The organism is Micromonospora sp. NPDC003944 (assembly GCF_053605225.1).
Map to the genome: position 1 here is coordinate 1 of NZ_JBSGIV010000038.1, position 18,400 is coordinate 18,400.

Sequence of the window (18,400 nt, forward strand, 5' to 3'; positions counted from 1 at the left end):
GCGCGTACCTGCGACCCGACGCGGCCTGACCGTCGTCGTCCTCGTCCTCGGCAGCCACCCCGGTGTACGGAGTTCTATCGGGGCTAACTGCTGCTGCAGCTGATCGTCGGCCAGGTCCAGTTGCCGTTGGCCATGACCGTGATCCCGAAGTTGTTGCCGTTGCCGTTCGGTCGCGCGGTGACGGTGCCGCTGCTGCCGCTGACCGAGGCGTTCCAACTGTTCTGGATGCTCTGGCCGCCACCGAGGCCGAGGCTGACCACCCAGTTGTTGGTGCCGCTGACCGCGACGTTCAAGTTGAACCGGTCACCCCACTGCTGGCCGGCGGAGATCGTCGCGTTGCAGTTGCCGGTCCCCGGGTTGCCGGTGGTGGGCCCGGAGGTCGGGTTGCTGCCGCCGCTGCCCTCCCGGACGGTGATGTCGGAGCTGCCCTGGCTCTGGTAGCCCTCGGTGGCCATGACCTGGTAGCTGTGGTTGCTGCCGAGGTTCAGGCCGGCACGGGCCCAGGCGTCGAAGTGGTTGGCGGTGGTGATGGTGCCACTCGAACGCTTCTGCTGGCGGACGCTCCAGAACTGGTAGAACGTCTGGTTGCCGTCGATCGACGGGGCGTTGACCCGCTGGCTGCGGAGGATGTCGTAGGTGCCGCCGTCGGTGGTGACCGTGCCCATCCGGGTGGCGCCGCTGCTCGGGTTGTAGCTGCCGAAGTTCTCCACCACGTAGTACTCGATGAGCGGGTTGCGCGTCCACCCGTACAGGGCCAGGTAGGTGTTGTTGTTGCCCGGGTTGTAGCTGCCCGAGTAGGTCACCGTCCGTCGGTTGCCGGTGGCCCAACCCTTGCCACCGACCCAGTTGTTGGTGCTCCTGTCCCAACTGCTGGTGTATCGACCGTCAGCGCGCAGCGTCATGCTGGCGTTGCCGCTGTCCTTCCAGAACGAGAAGTAGTACCCGTTGTGGGTGCCGGTGAGGTTCGACGTGAGGGTCCGGTCGGCCTCGGCGTACGCGTTGGTGGCCGTCATCGTGCCCGCGACGGCCACGACGGCGGCGCATGCGGCGCCGAGGAGCAACCGCATGCGGCCGCGCCCTCTGCGCGTGGTGTGGCTGGTGTCGGTCATGGAACTGTTGCCTCCTCGTGACGGCTGGCGGGGGCCAGCGGCGCGGTACGCCTCGGCAGGCTGCCGGTGGTCAACTGTCGGCCACGGCGTCGTACCGCTCGGTGGTGGTGGGCCGGTCGTGCTGCACGGCGACCGGAGAAGTGGGTCGTGGTGGCTGGTGCCGACGACAATCGAATGCCGTCGATGGCGACCGTATTAACCGGGTCGTCGACTTGTCAATAATTTTCGGAAACAGGGTGGCAACACCGCTGCCGCCGTCGCTCAGCATCCATCCAGGTCAGTAGTCGATCAGAGGTTGCCTGGGTGCGCTGCGGAATCTCGACGGCGGATCTCGGTCCGAGTGGCGGCCGCCGAAACTTCCGGGAACTTTCCGGACCGCCCATGCCGGGCCTGGCAAGCAGGCTTCCGTTGCTCTGCCGGTCAGCGACGCCCGAGGGCGTTGAGCCGGGCGGCCTGGCGGGTCAGGTGGTCGCGTTCGGCGAGGTTGGCGGCCTGCCGGGCCGCCTCGGCGTAGAGCCGGGCCGCCGTCGCCAGGTCGCCGTCGCGCTCGTGCAGGTACGCCGCCGCCGCGGCGTACCTGGGTAGCGCACTGTCCACGGCCGCGAGCGCCGTCAGGCCGGCCCGGGGTCCGTCGGCCGCGCCGATCGCCACGGCGCGGTTGAGCAGGACGACGGGGTTCTCGGTCAGGCGCGCGAGTTCGTCGTACCACTCCACGATCTGCACCCAGTCGGTCTCGGCGGCGGTCGGCGCGTCCGCGTGCAGTGCCGCGATGGCGGCCTGGGCCTGGAACTCGCCCAGTTGGTCGCGGGCGAGGGCCGCCTGCAGGATCGCGACGCCCTCGGCGATCGACCGGGTGTTCCAGCGGCTGCGGTCCTGCTCGGCGAGGGGCACCAGGGTCCCGTCGGGCGCGGTCCGGGCGGCGCGTCGGGCGTGGTGCAGCAGCATGAGGGCGAGCAGCCCCGCCACCTCGGGGTGGTCGATCGCGGCCGCGAGCTGCCGGGTGAGCCGGATGGCCTCGGCGGCGAGGTCCACGTCGCCGGAGTAGCCCTCGTTGAAGACGAGGTAGAGGACGCGCAGCACGGTCGCGACGTCACCCGGTCGGTCGAAGCGCAGCCCGGAGACGGAGCGTTTCGCCCGGCTGATGCGCTGCGCCATGGTCGCCTCGGGCACCAGATAGGCGTGCGCGATCTGCCGGGTGGTCAGCCCACCGACGGCGCGCAGCGTGAGCGCGACCGCCGAGGACGGCGTCAACGACGGGTGGGCGCACAGGAAGTACAGCCGGAGCGTGTCGTCCACGGTGGGGGCGGGCCCCGGCGTCGGCTCCTCGTCGACTAGGTCCTCACGCCGACGGCGGGCGGCGTCGGCGCGGGCGGTGTCGAGGAACCGTCGCCACGCCACGGTGGTCAACCAGCCCTTCGGGTCACGCGGCGGGTCGGCCGGCCAGACGCGGACCGCCTCGACCAGGGCGTCCTGCACGGCGTCCTCGGCCGCCGCGAAGTCGATTCCGCGGCGGACGAGGATTCCGAGGACGCTCGGCGTGAGGCTGCGCAGCAGCGTCTCGTCCATCGAGGTCGTCACTCCGTGATGGTCGGCGGCTCGCTCAGGAACGGGCGCAGCTCCAGCCACTCGTGGATGGGCTTCCCGCCCGCCCCGGGTGCGGCCGACAACTCCCCGGCCAACTCGACGGCCCGGTCGTAGCTGTCGACGTCGATCACCATCCAGCCCGCGATGAGGTCCTTGGTCTCGGCGAAGGGGCCGTCGGTGACCGGCGGACGACCCTCGCCGTCGTACCGGACGAACGTCCCCTCCGGGGCGAGCGCCTGGCCGTCGACGAACTCGCCGGTCTCCTCGAGTCGGTCCGCGAAGTCGCGCATGTACTGCATGTGAGCCGAGATCTCCGCCGGCGTCCACCGGTCCATCGGCACGTCGTTGACCGCGGCCGGGGCGCCCCGGTAGTGCTTGAGCAGCAGGTACTTCGCCATCGTGATGCTCCTCGGTGCTGGCTGCGACCCATCGTGGTCGCACTCACTACGGGGACGGAGCCGGTCGGCACTTCTCGACATGGCTGTCCGGTTTTCTTCATCCGGCAGGTTAACCTCGGGTGAATCGTCCCCCGTTGGGATACCTCGGGCGGCGGGAAACTTGATTCGTTCCAAAATAGTGAGCTAGTGTTCGTACCCGTGATGTCGGACTTCGAGGCGCAGCTGCGGGCGGCCTCGTTGCGCGTGACCCGGCCCCGGTTGGCGGTGCTCGCGGCGTTGCGCGACCACCCGCACGTCGGCACCGACGCGGTGATCAGGCTGGTCCGTTCGGATCATCCCACGATCTCCCACCAGGCGGTGTACGACGTGCTGCGCGTCCTCACCGACGCCGGTCTGGTGCGGCGCATCCAGCCGGCCGGCGCGACCGCCCGTTACGAGTCCCGGGTCTCCGACAATCACCACCACATCGTGTGCCGCTCCTGCGGCACCATCGCCGACGTCGACTGCGCCGTCGGCCACGCCCCCTGTCTCACCGCCTCGGGCGACCACGGGTTCGTGGTCGACGAGGCGGAGGTCGTCTACTGGGGCACCTGCCCCGACTGCGCGGCCGACCGCACGCCCCAGAGATCCGCAAGCTCGGAAGGAAGCACATGAGCGACACCCAGGACAACGGCCCCACCAGTGCGCAGGGCGTGGACCAGAAGGCAGCGGCCGGCTGCCCGGTCGCGCACGACTCGGTGACCGCGCACGGCAGCGAGAGTGAGAACCCGGCGATCGACTCGCCGACCCCGAAGACCGGCGGCCGTCCGCGTACCAACCGGGACTGGTGGCCCAACCAGCTCGACCTCTCGGTGCTGCACGCCCACTCGTCCAAGGGCAACCCGCTGGGCGAGGACTTCAGCTACGCCAAGGAGTTCGCGAAGCTCGACGTCGAGGCCCTCAAGCGCGACATCGTCGAGGTCCTCACCACCTCGCAGGACTGGTGGCCGGCGGACTTCGGTCACTACGGCGGCCTGATGATCCGGATGAGCTGGCACGCCGCCGGCACGTACCGCATCGAGGACGGCCGCGGCGGCGCCGGCGACGGTGGGCAGCGGTTCGCGCCGCTCAACAGCTGGCCGGACAACGCCAACCTGGACAAGGCCCGTCGCCTGCTCTGGCCGGTCAAGCAGAAGTACGGCCAGCAGATCTCCTGGGCCGACCTGCTCGTGCTCGCCGGCAACGTGGCCCTGGAGTCGATGGGCTTCAAGACCTTCGGCTTCGGCTTCGGTCGCGAGGACGTCTGGGAGCCGGAGGAGATCTTCTGGGGTCCGGAGGACACCTGGCTCGGCGACGAGCGCTACGCCTCCGAGACGGAGATGTCGGCCGGCGTCGGCGCGACCGAGATGGGGCTCATCTACGTCAACCCGGAGGGCCCGCGTGGTAACGCCGACCCGGCCGCGGCGGCGCACTTCATCCGGGAGACCTTCGGCCGGATGGCGATGAACGACGAGGAGACCGTCGCCCTCATCGCCGGTGGTCACACCTTCGGCAAGACCCACGGTGCCGGCGTCGCCGACAACCACGTGGGCGCGGAGCCCGAGGGCGCCCCGCTGGAGGCGCAGGGCCTGGGCTGGCTGAGCACCCACGGCAGCGGCAAGGGCGCCGACACGATCACCAGTGGGCTCGAGGTGACGTGGACCGACGTGCCGACGCAGTGGAGCAACCGCTTCTTCGAGATCCTCTTCGGTTACGAGTGGGAGCTGACCACCAGCCCCGGTGGCGCGAAGCAGTGGGTCGCCAAGGACGCCGAGGCGATCATCCCGGACGCCTTCGACCCGGCGAAGAAGCACCGTCCGACGATGCTCACGACCGACCTGTCGCTGCGGGTCGACCCGGCGTACGAGAAGATCTCCCGCCGCTTCCTGGAGAACCCCGACCAGTTCGCCCTGGCGTTCGCCAAGGCCTGGTACAAGCTGCTGCACCGCGACATGGGCCCGATCGAGCGCTTCCTCGGCCCGTGGGTGGCCGAGCCGCAGCTGTGGCAGGACCCGGTGCCGGCCGTCGACCACGAGCTGGTGGGTGACGCCGACGTCGCCGCCCTCAAGGCGAAGGTGCTGGAGTCCGGCCTCACCGTCGACCAGTTGGTCTCCACCGCCTGGGCCTCGGCCGCGAGCTTCCGGCACACCGACAAGCGCGGCGGCGCCAACGGTGCGCGCATCCGCCTTGAGCCGCAGCGCAGCTGGGAGGTCAACCAGCCCGAGCAGCTGGCCACCGTCCTGACCGCCCTCGAGGGCATCCAGCAGGAGTTCAACGCGGCCGGGGGCGCGAAGATCTCGCTCGCCGACCTGATCGCGCTTGCTGGTTCGGCCGCTGTGGAGAAGGCGGCGCGGGATGCCGGCGTCGAGGTGACCGTGCCGTTCCGGGCGGGCCGCACCGACGCCACCCAGGAGCAGACCGACACCGACTCCTTCCGGGTCCTGGAGCCCCGCGCCGACGGTTTCCGCAACTACCTGCGCGCCGGCGAGAAGACCCAGCCGGAGGTGCTGCTCGTCGACCGCGCCTACATGCTCAACCTGACCGCGCCCGAGATGACCGTCCTCATCGGCGGCCTGCGCTCCCTCGGCGCCAACGTCGGCGGCAGCAAGCACGGTGTCCTGACCGACCGGCCGGGTGTGCTCACCAACGACTTCTTCGCCAACCTGCTCTCCCCGGGCACCCGGTGGAGCGCGTCGAAGTCCGACGAGCACGTGTACGAGATCCGCGACCTGGCCACCGATGAGGTGAAGTGGACCGCCACCGCGGTCGACCTCATCTTCGGGTCCAACTCGCAGCTGCGCGCCCTCGCGGAGGTCTACGCCAGCCAGGACGCCCGTGCCAAGTTCGTGACCGACTTCGTGTCCGCGTGGACCAAGGTCATGCAGCTCGACCGGTTCGATCTCGCCTGACAGGTACTCCCGACGAGCCCCGGCCGATCCGTACGCGATCGACCGGGGCTCGTCGCGCTGTGCGGGCCGTTCGACGCGGCACCGTCGCCGTCCACCTCACGGTCACCCCAGTGCCATTCCCTGCATAGCGAATCCCATGGATGATTTTTCTGTCTCATTGATCAGCTGGCAGACGGGCCCATCCATGGCAAGGTGTTGACCTGGCCGGGCGGTGGGCGCGGACCTAGTCACGCAGGGGAGTCAACGTGGCCCATCCCGACCTGCAGGCCGAGGACGTGGACCAGCACGCGGCAAGCCTCGCGATTCCCCGGCAGCGGGTGGCCCCCACACGCCCGTCCGGAGCGGGTGTGGCCGACACCGACACCGCCTGGCGTCCGCTGCGGATCGCGATGATCGGCCAGAAGGGCATCCCGGCGACCTACGGCGGGATCGAACGGCACGTGGAGGAGATGGCCAGCCGGCTCGCCGGCTACGGCCACGAGGTCACCGTGTACTGCCGCCGCAGTTACGGCGAGACGCCCGCCGACGGCTACCGGGGCGTACGGCTGCGCCAGACCCAGACGATCGCAAGCAAGCACCTCGACGCCATCGTGCACGCGGCGACCTCCACAGTGGCGGCGATGACCGCCAGACCCGACATCGTGCACTACCACGGGCTCGGGCCGGCCCTGGTCGCGCCGCTTCCGCGCGCCCTGTCCCGGGCGCGCGTGGTGCTGACCGTGCACGGGTTGGACAACCAGCGGGGCAAGTGGGGGCTCGCCGCGCGGGCGGTGCTGGGCAGCGCCCACTGGCTCAGCGGGTACGTCCCGCACCAGCGGGTGGCGGTGTCCCAGGGGCTCGCGGCCCACTACGGCACCCGGTTCGGCAGCCCGACGACCTACATCCCGAACGGGGTGAACCCGCCCCGACCGGCGCGGACCCGTCAGATCCAGGAGCGGTTCGGCCTGACCCCCGGCGGCTACCTGCTGCTCGTCGGTCGGCTGGTTCCGGAGAAGGCGGCCGACCTGCTGATTCGGGCCTTCCGCCGCACCCGGACCCCGATGCGCCTGGCGATCGTCGGGGGCTCGTCGTTCACCGACGACTTCGTGGACCGGCTGCGCCGCGAGGCCGGCACGGACGACCGGATCGTCTTCACCGGGTTCGCGTACGGCGACCTGCTCGCCGAGCTGTACTCCAGCGCGGCCGGCTTCGTCCAGCCGTCCCGGTTGGAGGGACTGCCGTTGACGTTGCTGGAGGCCGCCGCGTACGGGCTGCCGGTGGTCGCGAGCGACATCGCGCCGCACGTCGAGGTGCTGCGGTCCGACGCGGCCGGAGGGCGGCTGTTCCGCGACGGCGACGAGGACGACCTGGTCCGGGTGCTGACGTCGCTGCTGGCCGACCTGCCGGAGGAACGGGCCGGTGCCATCGCGCTGAGCGAGCGGGTCACCGGCAGGTACAGCTGGGACACCGCCGCTCGCGAGGTGGAGCGGCTCTATCTCCAGCTGGCGCCGGAGCCGGGCCGGCGGGCCCGGGCACGACCCGTGGCGGACGCCGACTGACCGGGCGGCGGATCCGCCGGGGAGTGTCGGATCGGCCCCGCGGAGGAGAAAGCAGTCGGCGCAACGGCCCCTTCTGCCGTCCGGGCGACCGGGCTAGATTGAACCGATCTTGTGCCGGGAGGACATCGGTGGGCCGCGCCCGGCAGCGGCCGGGCAGCGCCGATTCAGTTCAGTGGGATCAGTGGAACAGGACACGCAGCAGGTCACCCCGCGTCTGAGCGGGCGACTCGACCCGACCCGCCTGCTCACCGGCGGCGCGGCGTTGGCCGCCGCGGTCGTGGCGGTGCTCGCGGGTGTCTCCATGGCGGCCGGTGACCGTAGGGGCATGGTGCTGCCGCTCGCGGCGGTCGCCGGGGTCGCGGTGGCCGTCCTCGCGCTCACCCGGTTCGCCGGGTACGTGCTGCTGATGCTCGCGGTGCGCTCCTGCGTGGACCTGTTCAAGCTGACCGGTCCGAGCGCCGGCCAGGCCGACTCCGCCGGAGCGGCCCGTGCGGTGGACCCCTCCACGCTGCTCGCGGTGCTGTTCCTCCTCGCCGCCGGGCTCTGGCTGGCCGCCCAGCTCAGCCGGCATGGGCGGTTGCGCGGCTCCCCACTCAGCTGGGCCATGCTGCTCGTCGGCGCCAGCAGCGTGGTCAGCGCCCTCGGTGCCAGCCGACCGGCGAACAGCCTGCTGGAGGCGTTGCGGATCCTCACCGTGGTGGTGATGTTCGTGGTGCTGGAACAGCTCATGCCGGACACTGCGGCGATCCGTCGGGTCCTGCTCGCCTGCTACGCCTCACTGGTGCTGGCGCTCGGCTACACAGTCGTCCTGTCGCTGCTCGGCAACCCGCCGGCCGAGGTGAAGGGCGACTTCACCCGGATCAGCGGCACGTTCAGCCAGTCGACCACCTTCGGTCGCTACCTGATGTTCATGGTGATCTTCGGGTTCGCCGTCTATCGCTTCCTGGGCCGTCGACTGCGGACGTCGCTCGGGGTGTTGCTGGCGCTCTCACTGCTGTTCCTGCTCCTCACCAACACCCGAAGCGCCCTGCTCGGCGCGGCGATCGGCCTGGTGGTGGTCGCGGCGCTGCACCGCAGCAAGCGGATGCTCGTCACCCTCTGCGTGGTGGCGGTCGCCGGGGTGGCCCTGGTGCCCGCCGTCGGCGAACGCTTCGCCCAACTCGGTACGTCGCGTGCGGTCGGCGGAGACCCGACCGGAAACACCCTGGCCTGGCGGATCGGCTACTGGACCGAGATCGTCACGCTCGCCGACCGCAATCCGGTGACCGGCATCGGGCCGAACATGACCCAACGCGAGACCGACGAGGCGAAGAAACCGCACAACGACTTCCTGCGGGCGTACGTGGAGACCGGGCTGCTCGGTCTCGGGGCGTACCTGCTGATGCTTCTTGCTTTTCTGCACACCGCGCGGCGCGCGCTGCGCCGGGCGCCGCCGGGCAGCTTCGAGCGTGGCGTCGCGGTCGGGTTCACCGGCTGCGCCGCCGCGTTCGTGGCGGTCAGTGCCGCCTCCAACGTCATCTCCAACGTGGTAACCCTCTGGTACTTCGTCGCGTTCGCCGCGGCGGCCAGCGCGATCGCCCGCCAGCCGGCTCCGAACCCGGCCGGCGAGCAGCCACGACGCACGTCCATCCCGGTTTGACTGAACGACAGCATTGGGGAAAAAGGTGGAGATCGTCGACTACCTGCGGGTCGCCCGGCGGCGTCTCTGGGTACTCGTGGGGGTGCCGGTGCTCGCCACCGGTGCCGCGGCGGCCATCGTCCTGCTCGCGCCTCAGCAGTTCGACGGGACCGCGTACGTGGCGGCGCCGGCGCTGGTGGGCGGCGCGGCCGGGACGCAGTACACCGGTACGCAGGCGGCGAACCAGTTCGTCGCGGCGTTCGGCGCGGCGGTCACCTCGCCCCGGGTCCTCGCCGACGTGGCCGCCGACACCGGGGTGTCGCCCGAGCGGCTGCGCGACGGGCTCGCCATCACCCAGGTCGGTGCGAGCAGCCAACTCGAGGTGACGTACACCGCCGGTGACCGGGCGGCCGTCGCGCCGGTGCTGACCGCGACCACCACCCGGGCGTTGGCCTTCCTGTTCTCCTCCCAGGTCGGCATCGCCACCAGCGAGGTCGAGGCGGCCAACGCCGACGTCACCGCGACGACCAGGGCGATCGGCGAGTGGGAGAAGGCGAACAAGGTCTCCCAGCCGGACCGGATCTACCAGGCCACGCTCGGCGAGCTGACCAGCCTGCGCCAACAGCAGCTCTCCATGCAGGCGGTCGGCAACGGTCGCGGTGTCGACGCGGCGACCGCCGCCATCACCTCCGCCCAGAAGAAGCTCGACGAGCTGGGGCCGAAGCTCCCCGACTACCAGGCCCTGCTGGCCCAGCGGGACGCGGCGACGAACGCCCTGTCCCAGGCGCGGGAGGGGTTGCAGGCGGCACGGGCGCAGGCCCAGGCCGCCGACCCGAAACAGGTGACGAGCATCGGCGAGGCGCACGAGGTCAGCCGGATGACCGAGCTGGTGCGTACCGCCCTGCCGGTGGGCGGCGCGGGCCTGCTGCTCGGCGTGCTGCTGGTGGGCGTACTCGAACTGCTCTCCCGGGGTCGTGCCACCGCCCGCCCGGCGCCGCCGGTGGCATCCCCGGCGCCGGCGGAGACCGTGGGCGCGGCACGGCCGTGACCGGCGGGGAACGGGCCGCCGGGTGCGCGAGGTGACCGGCCGCCCGCCGCCCGCGCCGGAGGCCGGCGACAAGCAGGTACGCGGCATGGCCCGCGGCGGTGTGCTGAACCTGGCCAGCGCCGTGCTCAGCCAGGTGGCGCTCTTCCTGGTCATGCTGGTGCTGGCCCGGGCCCTGGGGGTGCCCGAGCTGGGCCGGTACGCCCAGGTCTACGCCGTGCTGTCGCTGCTGGGCCTGCTCTCCCTCTCCGGCTTCCGGGCCGGGCTGACCCGGTTCGTGGCGGTGCACCTCGCCGACGACGAGCCGGCCGCCCTCCGGGGCGCGATCCGGCTCGGGCTCGGCATCTCGGCCGGCGCGTCCACAGTGATCGCCGTCGGCCTGGCGGCCGGCGCGCCGTGGCTGGCCGCCGCCCTGCACGACCCGCAGCTCACCACCGGGCTGCGGTTGGTGGCGTTGTGCCTGCCCGCCACGACCGTCTGCGAGGCCGCGCTCGCGGCCACCCGGGGTTGGCGTACCCAACGGGCCTACGCGCTGATCGGTCAGGTCTACGAGCCGGCCGCCCGGCTGGTGCTCACCGCCCTGGCACTCGCTCTCGGGGCGGGCCTCACCGGCGCGTTCTGGGCGCTGGTGGCGGGGAGTTGGAGCGCCGCCGCGTTCGCCCTCGTGGCGCTCGCCCGGATGGTGCGCCGGGTACCCACCGCCCGACCCGTGTACCGGCCGGGCGAGCTGTTCCGGTTCTCCACCGTCAGCTGGGTCTCCTCGCTGTCGTCCACCGGGCTGATCTGGGTGGACGCGTTGCTGCTCGGCTTCTTCGACTACGGACCCGACGCGATCGGCGTCTACCACGTGGCGACCCGGCTGGTGACGATCGCGGTGTTCGTGCTGGCACCTGTCAACGCCTCGTTCGGCCCGCACCTGGCGCACCTCTACCACCAGGGTCGACTGGACGAGGTGCGCCGGATCTACCGGGTCGCCACCGGCTGGGTGCTCCGGCTGTCGCTTCCGGCCTTCGTGGCGTTGCTGGTCTTACCGGAGCAGCTGCTGCGCCTCGTCGGCGGGCCGGGTCTGGTCGGCGGCGCGGCGGTGACGGTCGTGCTGGCCCTCGGTCAGCTCGTCAACGCCGCGACCGGGCCGTGCGGGACGCTGCTGAACATGTCCGGCCGGGTCTCGGTCAACATGGCGGACAACCTCGCGGCCCTGGTGCTCAACGTCCTGCTCAACCTCTGGCTCATCCCGGCGTACGGCATCCTCGGCGCGGCGGTGGCCTGGGCGGTGTCGTTGGCGGCGGTGAACATCGCCCGGGTCTGGCAGGTGCGCGCGCAGGTGCACACCGTGCCGGTCACGGTGGGCATGGTCAAGGGTCTGGTCGCCGCGCTTGTCGCGCTTGGCGTCGGGTTCGGTGTGCGGTGGCTGGTCGAGGGCTGGACCGTGCAGCTCGCGGTCGGTCTGGCCGCGATCGTGGTGGCGTACCTCGCCACCGTGCTCGCCCTCGGTCTCAGCCGGGAGGACGTCATGGTGCTGCGCTCGGTGACCCGCCGGGGTGGCCGCCGCCCCGCCGCCCCCCGCCCCGCCGCCCGGGTCGGCTCGTGACCGGCGGCGCGCGGCGTCAGGTCACCGACCGGCTGCGCCGGGGGGTCCGCGCGGCGCGGGCCTGGGGACGGGCGGCCCGACCGGGGGAGCCGGGCCCGCTGCCCGACTTCCTGGTGATCGGTGGGCAGCGCTGCGGCACCACGTCGCTGTACCACCACCTCGCGGCGCATCCCCGGGTACGCGCGGCCAGCGGCAAGGAGTTGCAGTACTTCAGCGTCCACCACGCCCGTGGGGTGCGCTGGTACCGGGGGCACTTTCCACGGCTGGCCCCCGGTGAGCGGACGTTCGAGGCGAGCCCCTACTACCTGTTCCACCCGAGCGTGCCGGCCCGGGTCGCGGCGACACTGCCGCAGGCCCGCTTCGTCGTCCTGCTGCGTGACCCGGTGCAGCGGGCCTACTCGCACTACCTGCACACCCGCTCGTACGGCGTCGAGCCGCTCACCTTCGCCGACGCGCTGGACGCCGAGGAGGAGCGGCTGGCCGGGGCGACGCGGGGCGGCCCGGACAGCCCGGCCGCGCACGGGGTGTTGCGCAACTTCTCCTACGCGGCCCGGGGCCGCTACGCGGAGCAGCTGCACCGGTGGTTCGCGCACGTCCCCCGGGAGCGCATCCACGTCGCCCGGACCGAAGACCTGCACGCCGACCCGGCCGGCACGTACGGCGACATCGTGCGTTTCCTCGGCCTGCCGGCCTTCACCCCGGAGGCGTTCGCCCGGCACACCCGCCGCGTCGACCCGGGTGTGTCCGAGCTGACCCCGGCCCTGCGGGAGCGCCTGATCGAGCAGTTCGCGCCGCACAACGCGCGCCTGGCCGCCCTGTTGGGCTGGCCGGAAACCTGGCCCGACTAGCGCACGGTGGCGAGGATCCGGTCCACCGGCTGGTCGGCGCGGAGCAGCACGGGGACGTCGGTCACCGTGGTGCCGGCACTGGCCGCATCCAGCGGTGAGCCCACCGCGCCGGAGCGTCCGCCGGGTGTCGCCGGCACGGTCACTGGTGTGTTCGCCGCCGACCAGAGCACCAGCGTGCTCGACCCGCCCCGGACGAACGCGACCCCGGCCAGCCGACCGGCCACCGAGGCGGGCAGCGGAGTGACGGTGGCGTCCCGGGCCGCGTCGGCAAGGGCGGCAAGCATCCGGCCGGCCTCCCGTTCGGTGCCGTCCGGTTCGAGCAGGCCGTAGCGGACCTCGCTACCGGCCGCGTTGTTCGGGTTGTACGCCAACGGCAGCCAACTGACCTCACCGACCCCACCGGCGGCAAGCAGGGTGACCGTCTTGACCATCTCCGCTGCACGGCTGGCCGGGTCACCGTCACCGTCGCGCCAGAACTGCCCGACCTCCCACGCCTGGATCGGCGTACCCGCCGGTGTGGTCGCGCGCAGGTAGTCCAGCAGCGGGGCCACCCCGCTGAAGTGCTCGTAGAAGTGCACCTGCCGGACGTCGACGGTGCGCTCGGCAAGCAGCGACTCGGTCACCGCCAGGAAGCGCAGGCTGCGGCTGTTGGTCGCGGTGCCGAGCGCCGTCCGCAGCTGCGCCTCCCCGGTCACCGCCGGGATCTGCTGCCCCCGGGTGCCGACCCGACGCGTGAAGTACGCCTGGTAGGCGGCGATGGCCTCGGGCACACGGTCGGCGCGTACCAGCCGGTCGGCGACGCCCATGCCGTACGCGACGCTGCTGATGCCGGAGTCGACCACCCGCGCCTCCGGGTCGGTCGCGCGGATCGTCTCGGCGGCGGCCCGGACCAGCCGCGCGTACTCCTCGGGGCTGCCCGCCCAGTAGCTCGGCGCGTTGACCTCGTTCTCGATGGCGTACTCCCGCACCCCGTACGGGCCGTAGCGCTGCACCACCGAGCGGACGAAGCGCTGGTACGCGCCGAGGTCGCCGGGCATCGCCGACTCGGTCTTGTTCGCCGCGCCCCGGGTGTAGCGCGCGGTGCCACCGGTCGCCCAACACACACCGGTGCGGATCTTCAGGTGCAGGGTGATGCCCAGGTCCCGGCTGCGGGTGGCGATCTCGTCCAGCCCGGCCCAGTCCGTCTGCCCCGGGGTCCGTTCGATCTCGCACCAGGAGATCTCCTCGTACGTCGCCGAACCGGCGAGCCGGCGCAGGTACGGCTCGAACTGCTGGTACCGCGACCAGTCCCAGTGCGCGCCGAACGGGTTGCCCACCAGGCCGACGGTGCCTGTCGCGCCGGGTGTGCCGGTCGCTCCGGGTGTCGTCGTCGCGGAGGGGGTGGCGGCCGGTGGCGGGTCGTCGTCGCGGGCGGTGCAGCCGGTGCTGACCAGGAGCGTGGCGACGACCGCGGCGACCGCGCGTAGCCGCGCCGGGCGGGTCACCGGTAGCCCAGGGCGCGCAGGGTCCGACCGGAGAAGACCCAGACCAGCAGGCGCAGGAACGGGTCGAGCTCGCGGCGGTAGCTGCCCACCCGGGAGCCGTAGATCGGCGCGGTGTCGCCCACCGCCGCCCGTCGCCGCTCCGCCTCGGTGGTGTACTTCTGCGCCACGTCGTGCTGCTTGCTGTCGTAGTCGAGGATGCCGTCCTCCCAGGGCTCGCCGAGGAACTCGAAGAGGCCGCGCATGGTCTTCTCCGGTTCGCCGACCGCCTGCTCGTACCGCAGCTCGTAGTAGCGGTCCGGGGGCAGGGTGGCGCCGACGGCCCGCGCGGTGCGGATGTAGCGCGGCCACTTCACCACGCACTTCACCGCCGACCAGTAGCCGAACCGTTTGCGGTGCGAGACCACCACGTCGCGTCCGTCCCGGATGAGGTGCACGATCTGGGCGTCCGGGAACACCTCGGTGACGAAGTCGAGCGACATCGCGTACAGCGGGGTCTTGTCGGCCCACCGGGTCTTGCCCCGCGCGGCGGCGTAGTCGGCGTGCACACCGCCGAAGAAGTCCCGGATCCGGCGCAGCCAGTCCTCGCGGGGGAAGCCGAAGCGGGCCAGTCGATCCCAGTCCCGGCCGACGATCCGTCGCAGGTCCGGCAGGAAGCGGGTCTCCGGGCCGCAGCTGATCCGGGAGTGCGAGTCCAGGACGAGGCGCACCATCGTGGTGCCGGACCGCTGGCACCCGACCAGGAAGATCGGCGCGGTGCGGGTTCCGGTCTCAGTCACTGTCGACCGCCTTCGTCGTCTCGGGTCGGGCGTCGGCCACGGCGCGGTCCAGTCGGTCGGCCAGCTCGTCGCAGCGAGCCCGGACCCGCGGGTCGATCGGTAGCCGCCGGTCGCCCGCGTGCGACGTGCGGGGGGCGATGTGCGCGTGCAGCCGGGGATGGTACGGGAAGTCGAGGAAGGCGCAGAGCCGCCGGACCTGCGCCGCCGGCTCCGCGACCAGGCTGTCGTAGTGGCAGAGCAGCACGTCGGGCCGCCGGTCCAGACCGAGCTGGAAGACGAGTGAGTTGCGGACGTACCAGAACAGCGCCGCGCCGCTGTGCGGGTCCAACCGCTGCGGGTCGTGGGCCCGGACCAGCTCGACGGTGTCGGCGTCGAGGCGCTGCCCCTGCCACCGTCGGCCGATGCTGCCGTCGGCGATCGCCCGCAGGGCGCGCAGGTTGGCGTCGCTGAACTTGGCGACCTCGGAGCGGGCCCGGTCGTCGACGTCGCGGTAGACCCACAGCGCGCGCCCGGGTGTCAGCCCCGGCAGGGCCAGCAACTCGTCCACGCGGTGGCTCTCGCAGAGCGGCTTGACCAGGACGTACGCGTGCCGGCTGCGCCGCAGCGTGGCGGTCAGCACCGGATCCGGGCGGAGCTGGAAACGGTGGAAGAGGGTGCTGTCGTTCTCGTTGCGCACCTCGACCTCGGGGGCGGCGTCCAGGCCCCGGACCAGCATGTTCGTGCCGGAGCGTTGCAGACCGACGAGATAGACCGGCATCGCCGAGCCCGGCGCCCGGCCGGCCCGTCGTCGCCACCGTCGCTTGGCGAGGGCGGTGCCGATGCGGTCGACCGGGTTGAGGCGGTCCTCCTCGACCAGCCGACCGATCCCCTCGGTGCGCGCCCAGCGCAGGTGCCGCCGGACCCGCCGCGCGGTGTACGCGAGCGCGGAGACCTCGTCGTCGGCTGCCACGGTCCTCCTCGTCGGGCACCGGCCCGGCCCAGCACCAGAGCGGGCGCGACCGGCGGCAGCCAGGCTATCCGGAGATCACGGCGGGAGGCCAGGCTGCGGACCGCACGGGCAGACGAAGATCACCCGTTCAGCCACACCTGCCAAACGTGAACTGGACTCGCCGACCTGCCCTGCATACCGTGGGCCGTGGCCGGGGCGGGCAGACCTCGGTCATCACCTCCGGGCCCGGTTCGCCCGATCGACGTGAGCAGGCCGAGTCGATGCGCGTGCTGCATGTGAACAAGTTCCTCTACCGCCGTGGCGGCGCGGAGGGGTATCTGCTCGACCTCGCCGACCTGCAACGGGCCGCCGGCGACACGGTCGCCTCCTTCGGCATGCGTCACCCCGAGAACGAGTCACCGCTGCCGTACGCCGCGCTGTTCCCGTCCGAAGTGGAGTTGGAGCCGGCGCCGCGCGGAGTACGGCCCCGCGCGGTGGCCGTCGGTCGGATGCTGTGGTCGCCGACGAGCCGCCGCGGCCTCGCCCGGGCGATCGACGACTTTCGACCTGACGTGCTGCACCTGCACAACATCTACCACCAGCTCTCCCCGTCGGTGCTCGCCGCGGCCCGCGCGGCCGGCGTGCCGTGCGTGCTGACCATGCACGACTACAAGCTCGCCTGCCCGAGCTACCAACTGCTGGACCGGGGCCGCCCCTGCCAGGCGTGCGTCACCGGCGGCCCGTTGCAGGCGGCCCGCCGCCGCTGCAAGGACGGGTCGCTGTCGCGCAGCGGACTGCTCGCGGTCGAGTCCTGGTTGCACCGGCAGTTCGACGCGTACGACCCGGTGCAGCTCTTCGTCAGCCCGAGCGTGTTCCTGGCCGACGTGATGCGCCGCGCGGGCGTCTACCCGGACCGGTTGCGGGTGGTCAACCACTTCGTCGACCTGACCGGCGTCGCGGCGAAACAGACGCCCGGCGGCGGTGTCGTCTACGCCGGCCGGCTGGCGCCGGAGAAGGGCGTCGACGTGCTGATCGAGGCGGCCGCCGCGCTGCCGGACGGGGTCACTGTGGACATCGCCGGAGACGGCCCGGCCCGCCCGGCGCTGGAGGAACTCGCCGCGCGGCGGGCGCCCGGCCGGATCCGGTTCCACGGCCGTCTCGACAAGCCACGCCTGCACGAGCTGATCCGTTCGGCGGCGGTGGTCGCCGTACCGTCGCGCTGGCACGAGAACCAACCGATGGCGGTGCTGGAGGCCTTCGCCTGCGGTGTGCCGGTGGTCGCCACCGACCTGGGCGGGCTGCCCGAACTCGTCGAGCCGGAGGTGGATGGCCGCATCGTCGTCGCCGACCGGCCCACCGCCCTCGGCGACGCGCTCAACGACATCGTGGCCGACCCCGAGCGGGCGTACCGGATGGGTCGGGCCGGCCGGGCGAAGATCGCCGCCCAGTTCGCTCCGGACCGGCACCTGGACCGGATCCGAGGGCTGTACGCGGAGGCCGCCGGGGCGCTGCCGCCGCGGCGGCGGGCCGCCGCCGGTGGGGGAGCGGCCCGGTGAGCCAGGTGCGGGTGCTCTACCTCGCCGGCAGCGGTCGCAGTGGCAGCACGCTGGTGACCACGGTCCTGGGACAGTTGCCGGGCTTCTTCGCGGCCGGCGAGCTGCGCTACCTGTGGCGGCGCGGCATCCTGGAGAACCGGCCCTGCGGCTGCGGATCCCCGGTGGCCGACTGCCCGCTCTGGGCCCGGGTGCGCGCCGACCTGACCGACGCCGACCCGGCCGGGATCGCCGCCCGGTTGGCCCAGCGGCTGCGGCTGCGTGGGCTGCCCGCACTGCTGCGCCGCCGGGCTCGGGGGCGTCCGCCGGTCGCGGGTCACCCGGACGACAGGCACCTGGCCCGGCTCTACGCCTCGATCGCCGAGCACGCCCTGGCCGGACGGCCCGACGGTGTCATCGTCGACTCCTCCAAGCTGCCGCCCTACGGCGCCCTGCTCGGCAGCCTTCCCGGCATCGACCTGTACGTCCTGCACGTGGTGCGCGACCCGCGCGCCACCGCGTACTCCTGGCGTCGCCGACGCACCCTCGACGGGCGCGTCGGCGACCAGCTGATGAGCCGTCCACCGGTCGGCAAGGCCGCGCTGCTCTGGCTGGTCTGGAACACCGCGACCGTACGACTGTGGGGCGGCCGCCGGGCACCGGGCCGCTACCTGCGGGTGCGGTACGAGGACTTCGTGGCCGACCCGGCCGTCACCACCGCTCGCATCGCCGGCTTCGTCGGCGCGAGCCCCGACGAGCTTCCGTTCCCGACACCGGCCACGGTGCGACTCACAGCCACCCACTCGGTGGCGGGCAATCCCTCGCGGCACCGCACCGGACTCGTCGACGTGGTCGCCGACACCGAGTGGCTGACCGGGCTCCCCACCCGCGCGTACGCCGTGGTGACCGGGCTGACCGCCGTGGCCCTGACCCGGTTCGGCTACCCGGTGCGCCGCCCCGCGGCCCGCCTCGGCGCGGACCCGGTCGTCTCCCCGTCACCCGCCACCCGGCAGGAAGGCTGA

Annotated in this window: 15 protein-coding genes; 9 read left to right on the forward strand and 6 right to left on the reverse strand. The window is 72.4% G+C overall.

The window, feature by feature from the left end; translation table 11 throughout:
- Positions 1-83: 83 nt before the first annotated feature.
- The 3 genes from ACWER9_RS19515 to ACWER9_RS19525 all read right to left on the reverse strand — a co-directional run bounded on the left by ACWER9_RS19515 (position 84) and on the right by ACWER9_RS19525 (position 3,091).
- Positions 84-1,109, reverse strand: a complete 1,026-nt coding sequence (locus ACWER9_RS19515; RefSeq protein ID WP_452303159.1) for a glycoside hydrolase family 11 protein — start codon at positions 1,107-1,109, stop codon at positions 84-86.
- 420 nt (positions 1,110-1,529) lie between these two features.
- Complete coding sequence (locus ACWER9_RS19520; RefSeq protein WP_452303212.1) at positions 1,530-2,675, reverse strand: RNA polymerase sigma factor; 1,146 nt, start codon at positions 2,673-2,675, stop codon at positions 1,530-1,532.
- Positions 2,676-2,683: 8 nt separating this feature from the next.
- Positions 2,684-3,091 (reverse strand): YciI family protein, encoded by a 408-nt coding sequence (locus tag ACWER9_RS19525; RefSeq protein ID WP_452303160.1) that lies wholly within the window; start codon positions 3,089-3,091, stop codon positions 2,684-2,686.
- A gap of 198 nt (positions 3,092-3,289) precedes the next feature.
- Between ACWER9_RS19525 and ACWER9_RS19530 the strand changes: the two genes are divergently transcribed.
- The 7 genes from ACWER9_RS19530 (at position 3,290) to ACWER9_RS19560 (ending at position 12,658) form a co-directional block, all read left to right on the forward strand.
- Positions 3,290-3,745, forward strand: coding sequence for a Fur family transcriptional regulator (locus ACWER9_RS19530; RefSeq protein ID WP_452303213.1), 456 nt, complete (start codon positions 3,290-3,292; stop codon positions 3,743-3,745).
- The gene (gene katG / locus ACWER9_RS19535; protein WP_452303161.1) at positions 3,742-6,018 is read left to right on the forward strand and encodes a catalase/peroxidase HPI; all 2,277 of its coding nucleotides are present in this window, start codon (positions 3,742-3,744) and stop codon (positions 6,016-6,018) included. Before ACWER9_RS19530 ends, katG begins: the two co-directional genes overlap by 4 nt.
- Before the next feature lie 245 nt (positions 6,019-6,263).
- Positions 6,264-7,556, forward strand: a complete 1,293-nt coding sequence (locus tag ACWER9_RS19540) for a glycosyltransferase family 4 protein (RefSeq protein WP_452303162.1) — start codon at positions 6,264-6,266, stop codon at positions 7,554-7,556.
- Positions 7,557-7,737: 181 nt separating this feature from the next.
- Positions 7,738-9,195 (forward strand): O-antigen ligase family protein, encoded by a 1,458-nt coding sequence (locus tag ACWER9_RS19545; protein ID WP_452303163.1) that lies wholly within the window; start codon positions 7,738-7,740, stop codon positions 9,193-9,195.
- Positions 9,196-9,220: 25 nt separating this feature from the next.
- Entirely contained in the window at positions 9,221-10,222 is a 1,002-nt protein-coding gene (locus tag ACWER9_RS19550; RefSeq protein ID WP_452303164.1) for a Wzz/FepE/Etk N-terminal domain-containing protein, read from the forward strand.
- Between the two features lie 22 nt (positions 10,223-10,244).
- A complete protein-coding gene (locus tag ACWER9_RS19555) occupies positions 10,245-11,810 on the forward strand; it encodes an oligosaccharide flippase family protein (RefSeq protein WP_452303165.1) in 1,566 nt (521 codons plus the stop codon).
- Positions 11,807-12,658: a sulfotransferase family protein gene (locus ACWER9_RS19560; protein ID WP_452303166.1), complete on the forward strand. Its 852-nt coding sequence runs from the start codon at positions 11,807-11,809 to the stop codon at positions 12,656-12,658. The genes ACWER9_RS19555 and ACWER9_RS19560 overlap by 4 nt, the downstream gene beginning before the upstream one ends.
- Here the strand turns inward: ACWER9_RS19560 and ACWER9_RS19565 are convergent.
- From ACWER9_RS19565 to ACWER9_RS19575, 3 genes are read right to left on the reverse strand one after another with little or no spacing between them, the layout of a single operon-like run.
- Positions 12,655-14,142 (reverse strand): hypothetical protein, encoded by a 1,488-nt coding sequence (locus ACWER9_RS19565; protein ID WP_452303167.1) that lies wholly within the window; start codon positions 14,140-14,142, stop codon positions 12,655-12,657. The genes ACWER9_RS19560 and ACWER9_RS19565 overlap by 4 nt on opposite strands.
- Positions 14,139-14,918 (reverse strand): sulfotransferase family protein, encoded by a 780-nt coding sequence (locus ACWER9_RS19570; RefSeq protein WP_452303168.1) that lies wholly within the window; start codon positions 14,916-14,918, stop codon positions 14,139-14,141. The genes ACWER9_RS19565 and ACWER9_RS19570 overlap by 4 nt, the downstream gene beginning before the upstream one ends.
- Positions 14,911-15,867 (reverse strand): hypothetical protein, encoded by a 957-nt coding sequence (locus tag ACWER9_RS19575; protein WP_452303169.1) that lies wholly within the window; start codon positions 15,865-15,867, stop codon positions 14,911-14,913. Before ACWER9_RS19575 ends, ACWER9_RS19570 begins: the two co-directional genes overlap by 8 nt.
- Before the next feature lie 260 nt (positions 15,868-16,127).
- Here ACWER9_RS19575 and ACWER9_RS19580 point away from each other — a divergent pair, with 260 nt between their 5' ends.
- Positions 16,128-17,402, forward strand: coding sequence for a glycosyltransferase family 4 protein (locus tag ACWER9_RS19580; RefSeq protein WP_452303170.1), 1,275 nt, complete (start codon positions 16,128-16,130; stop codon positions 17,400-17,402).
- Positions 17,399-18,400, forward strand: coding sequence for a sulfotransferase (locus tag ACWER9_RS19585; RefSeq protein WP_452303171.1), 1,002 nt, complete (start codon positions 17,399-17,401; stop codon positions 18,398-18,400). Before ACWER9_RS19580 ends, ACWER9_RS19585 begins: the two co-directional genes overlap by 4 nt.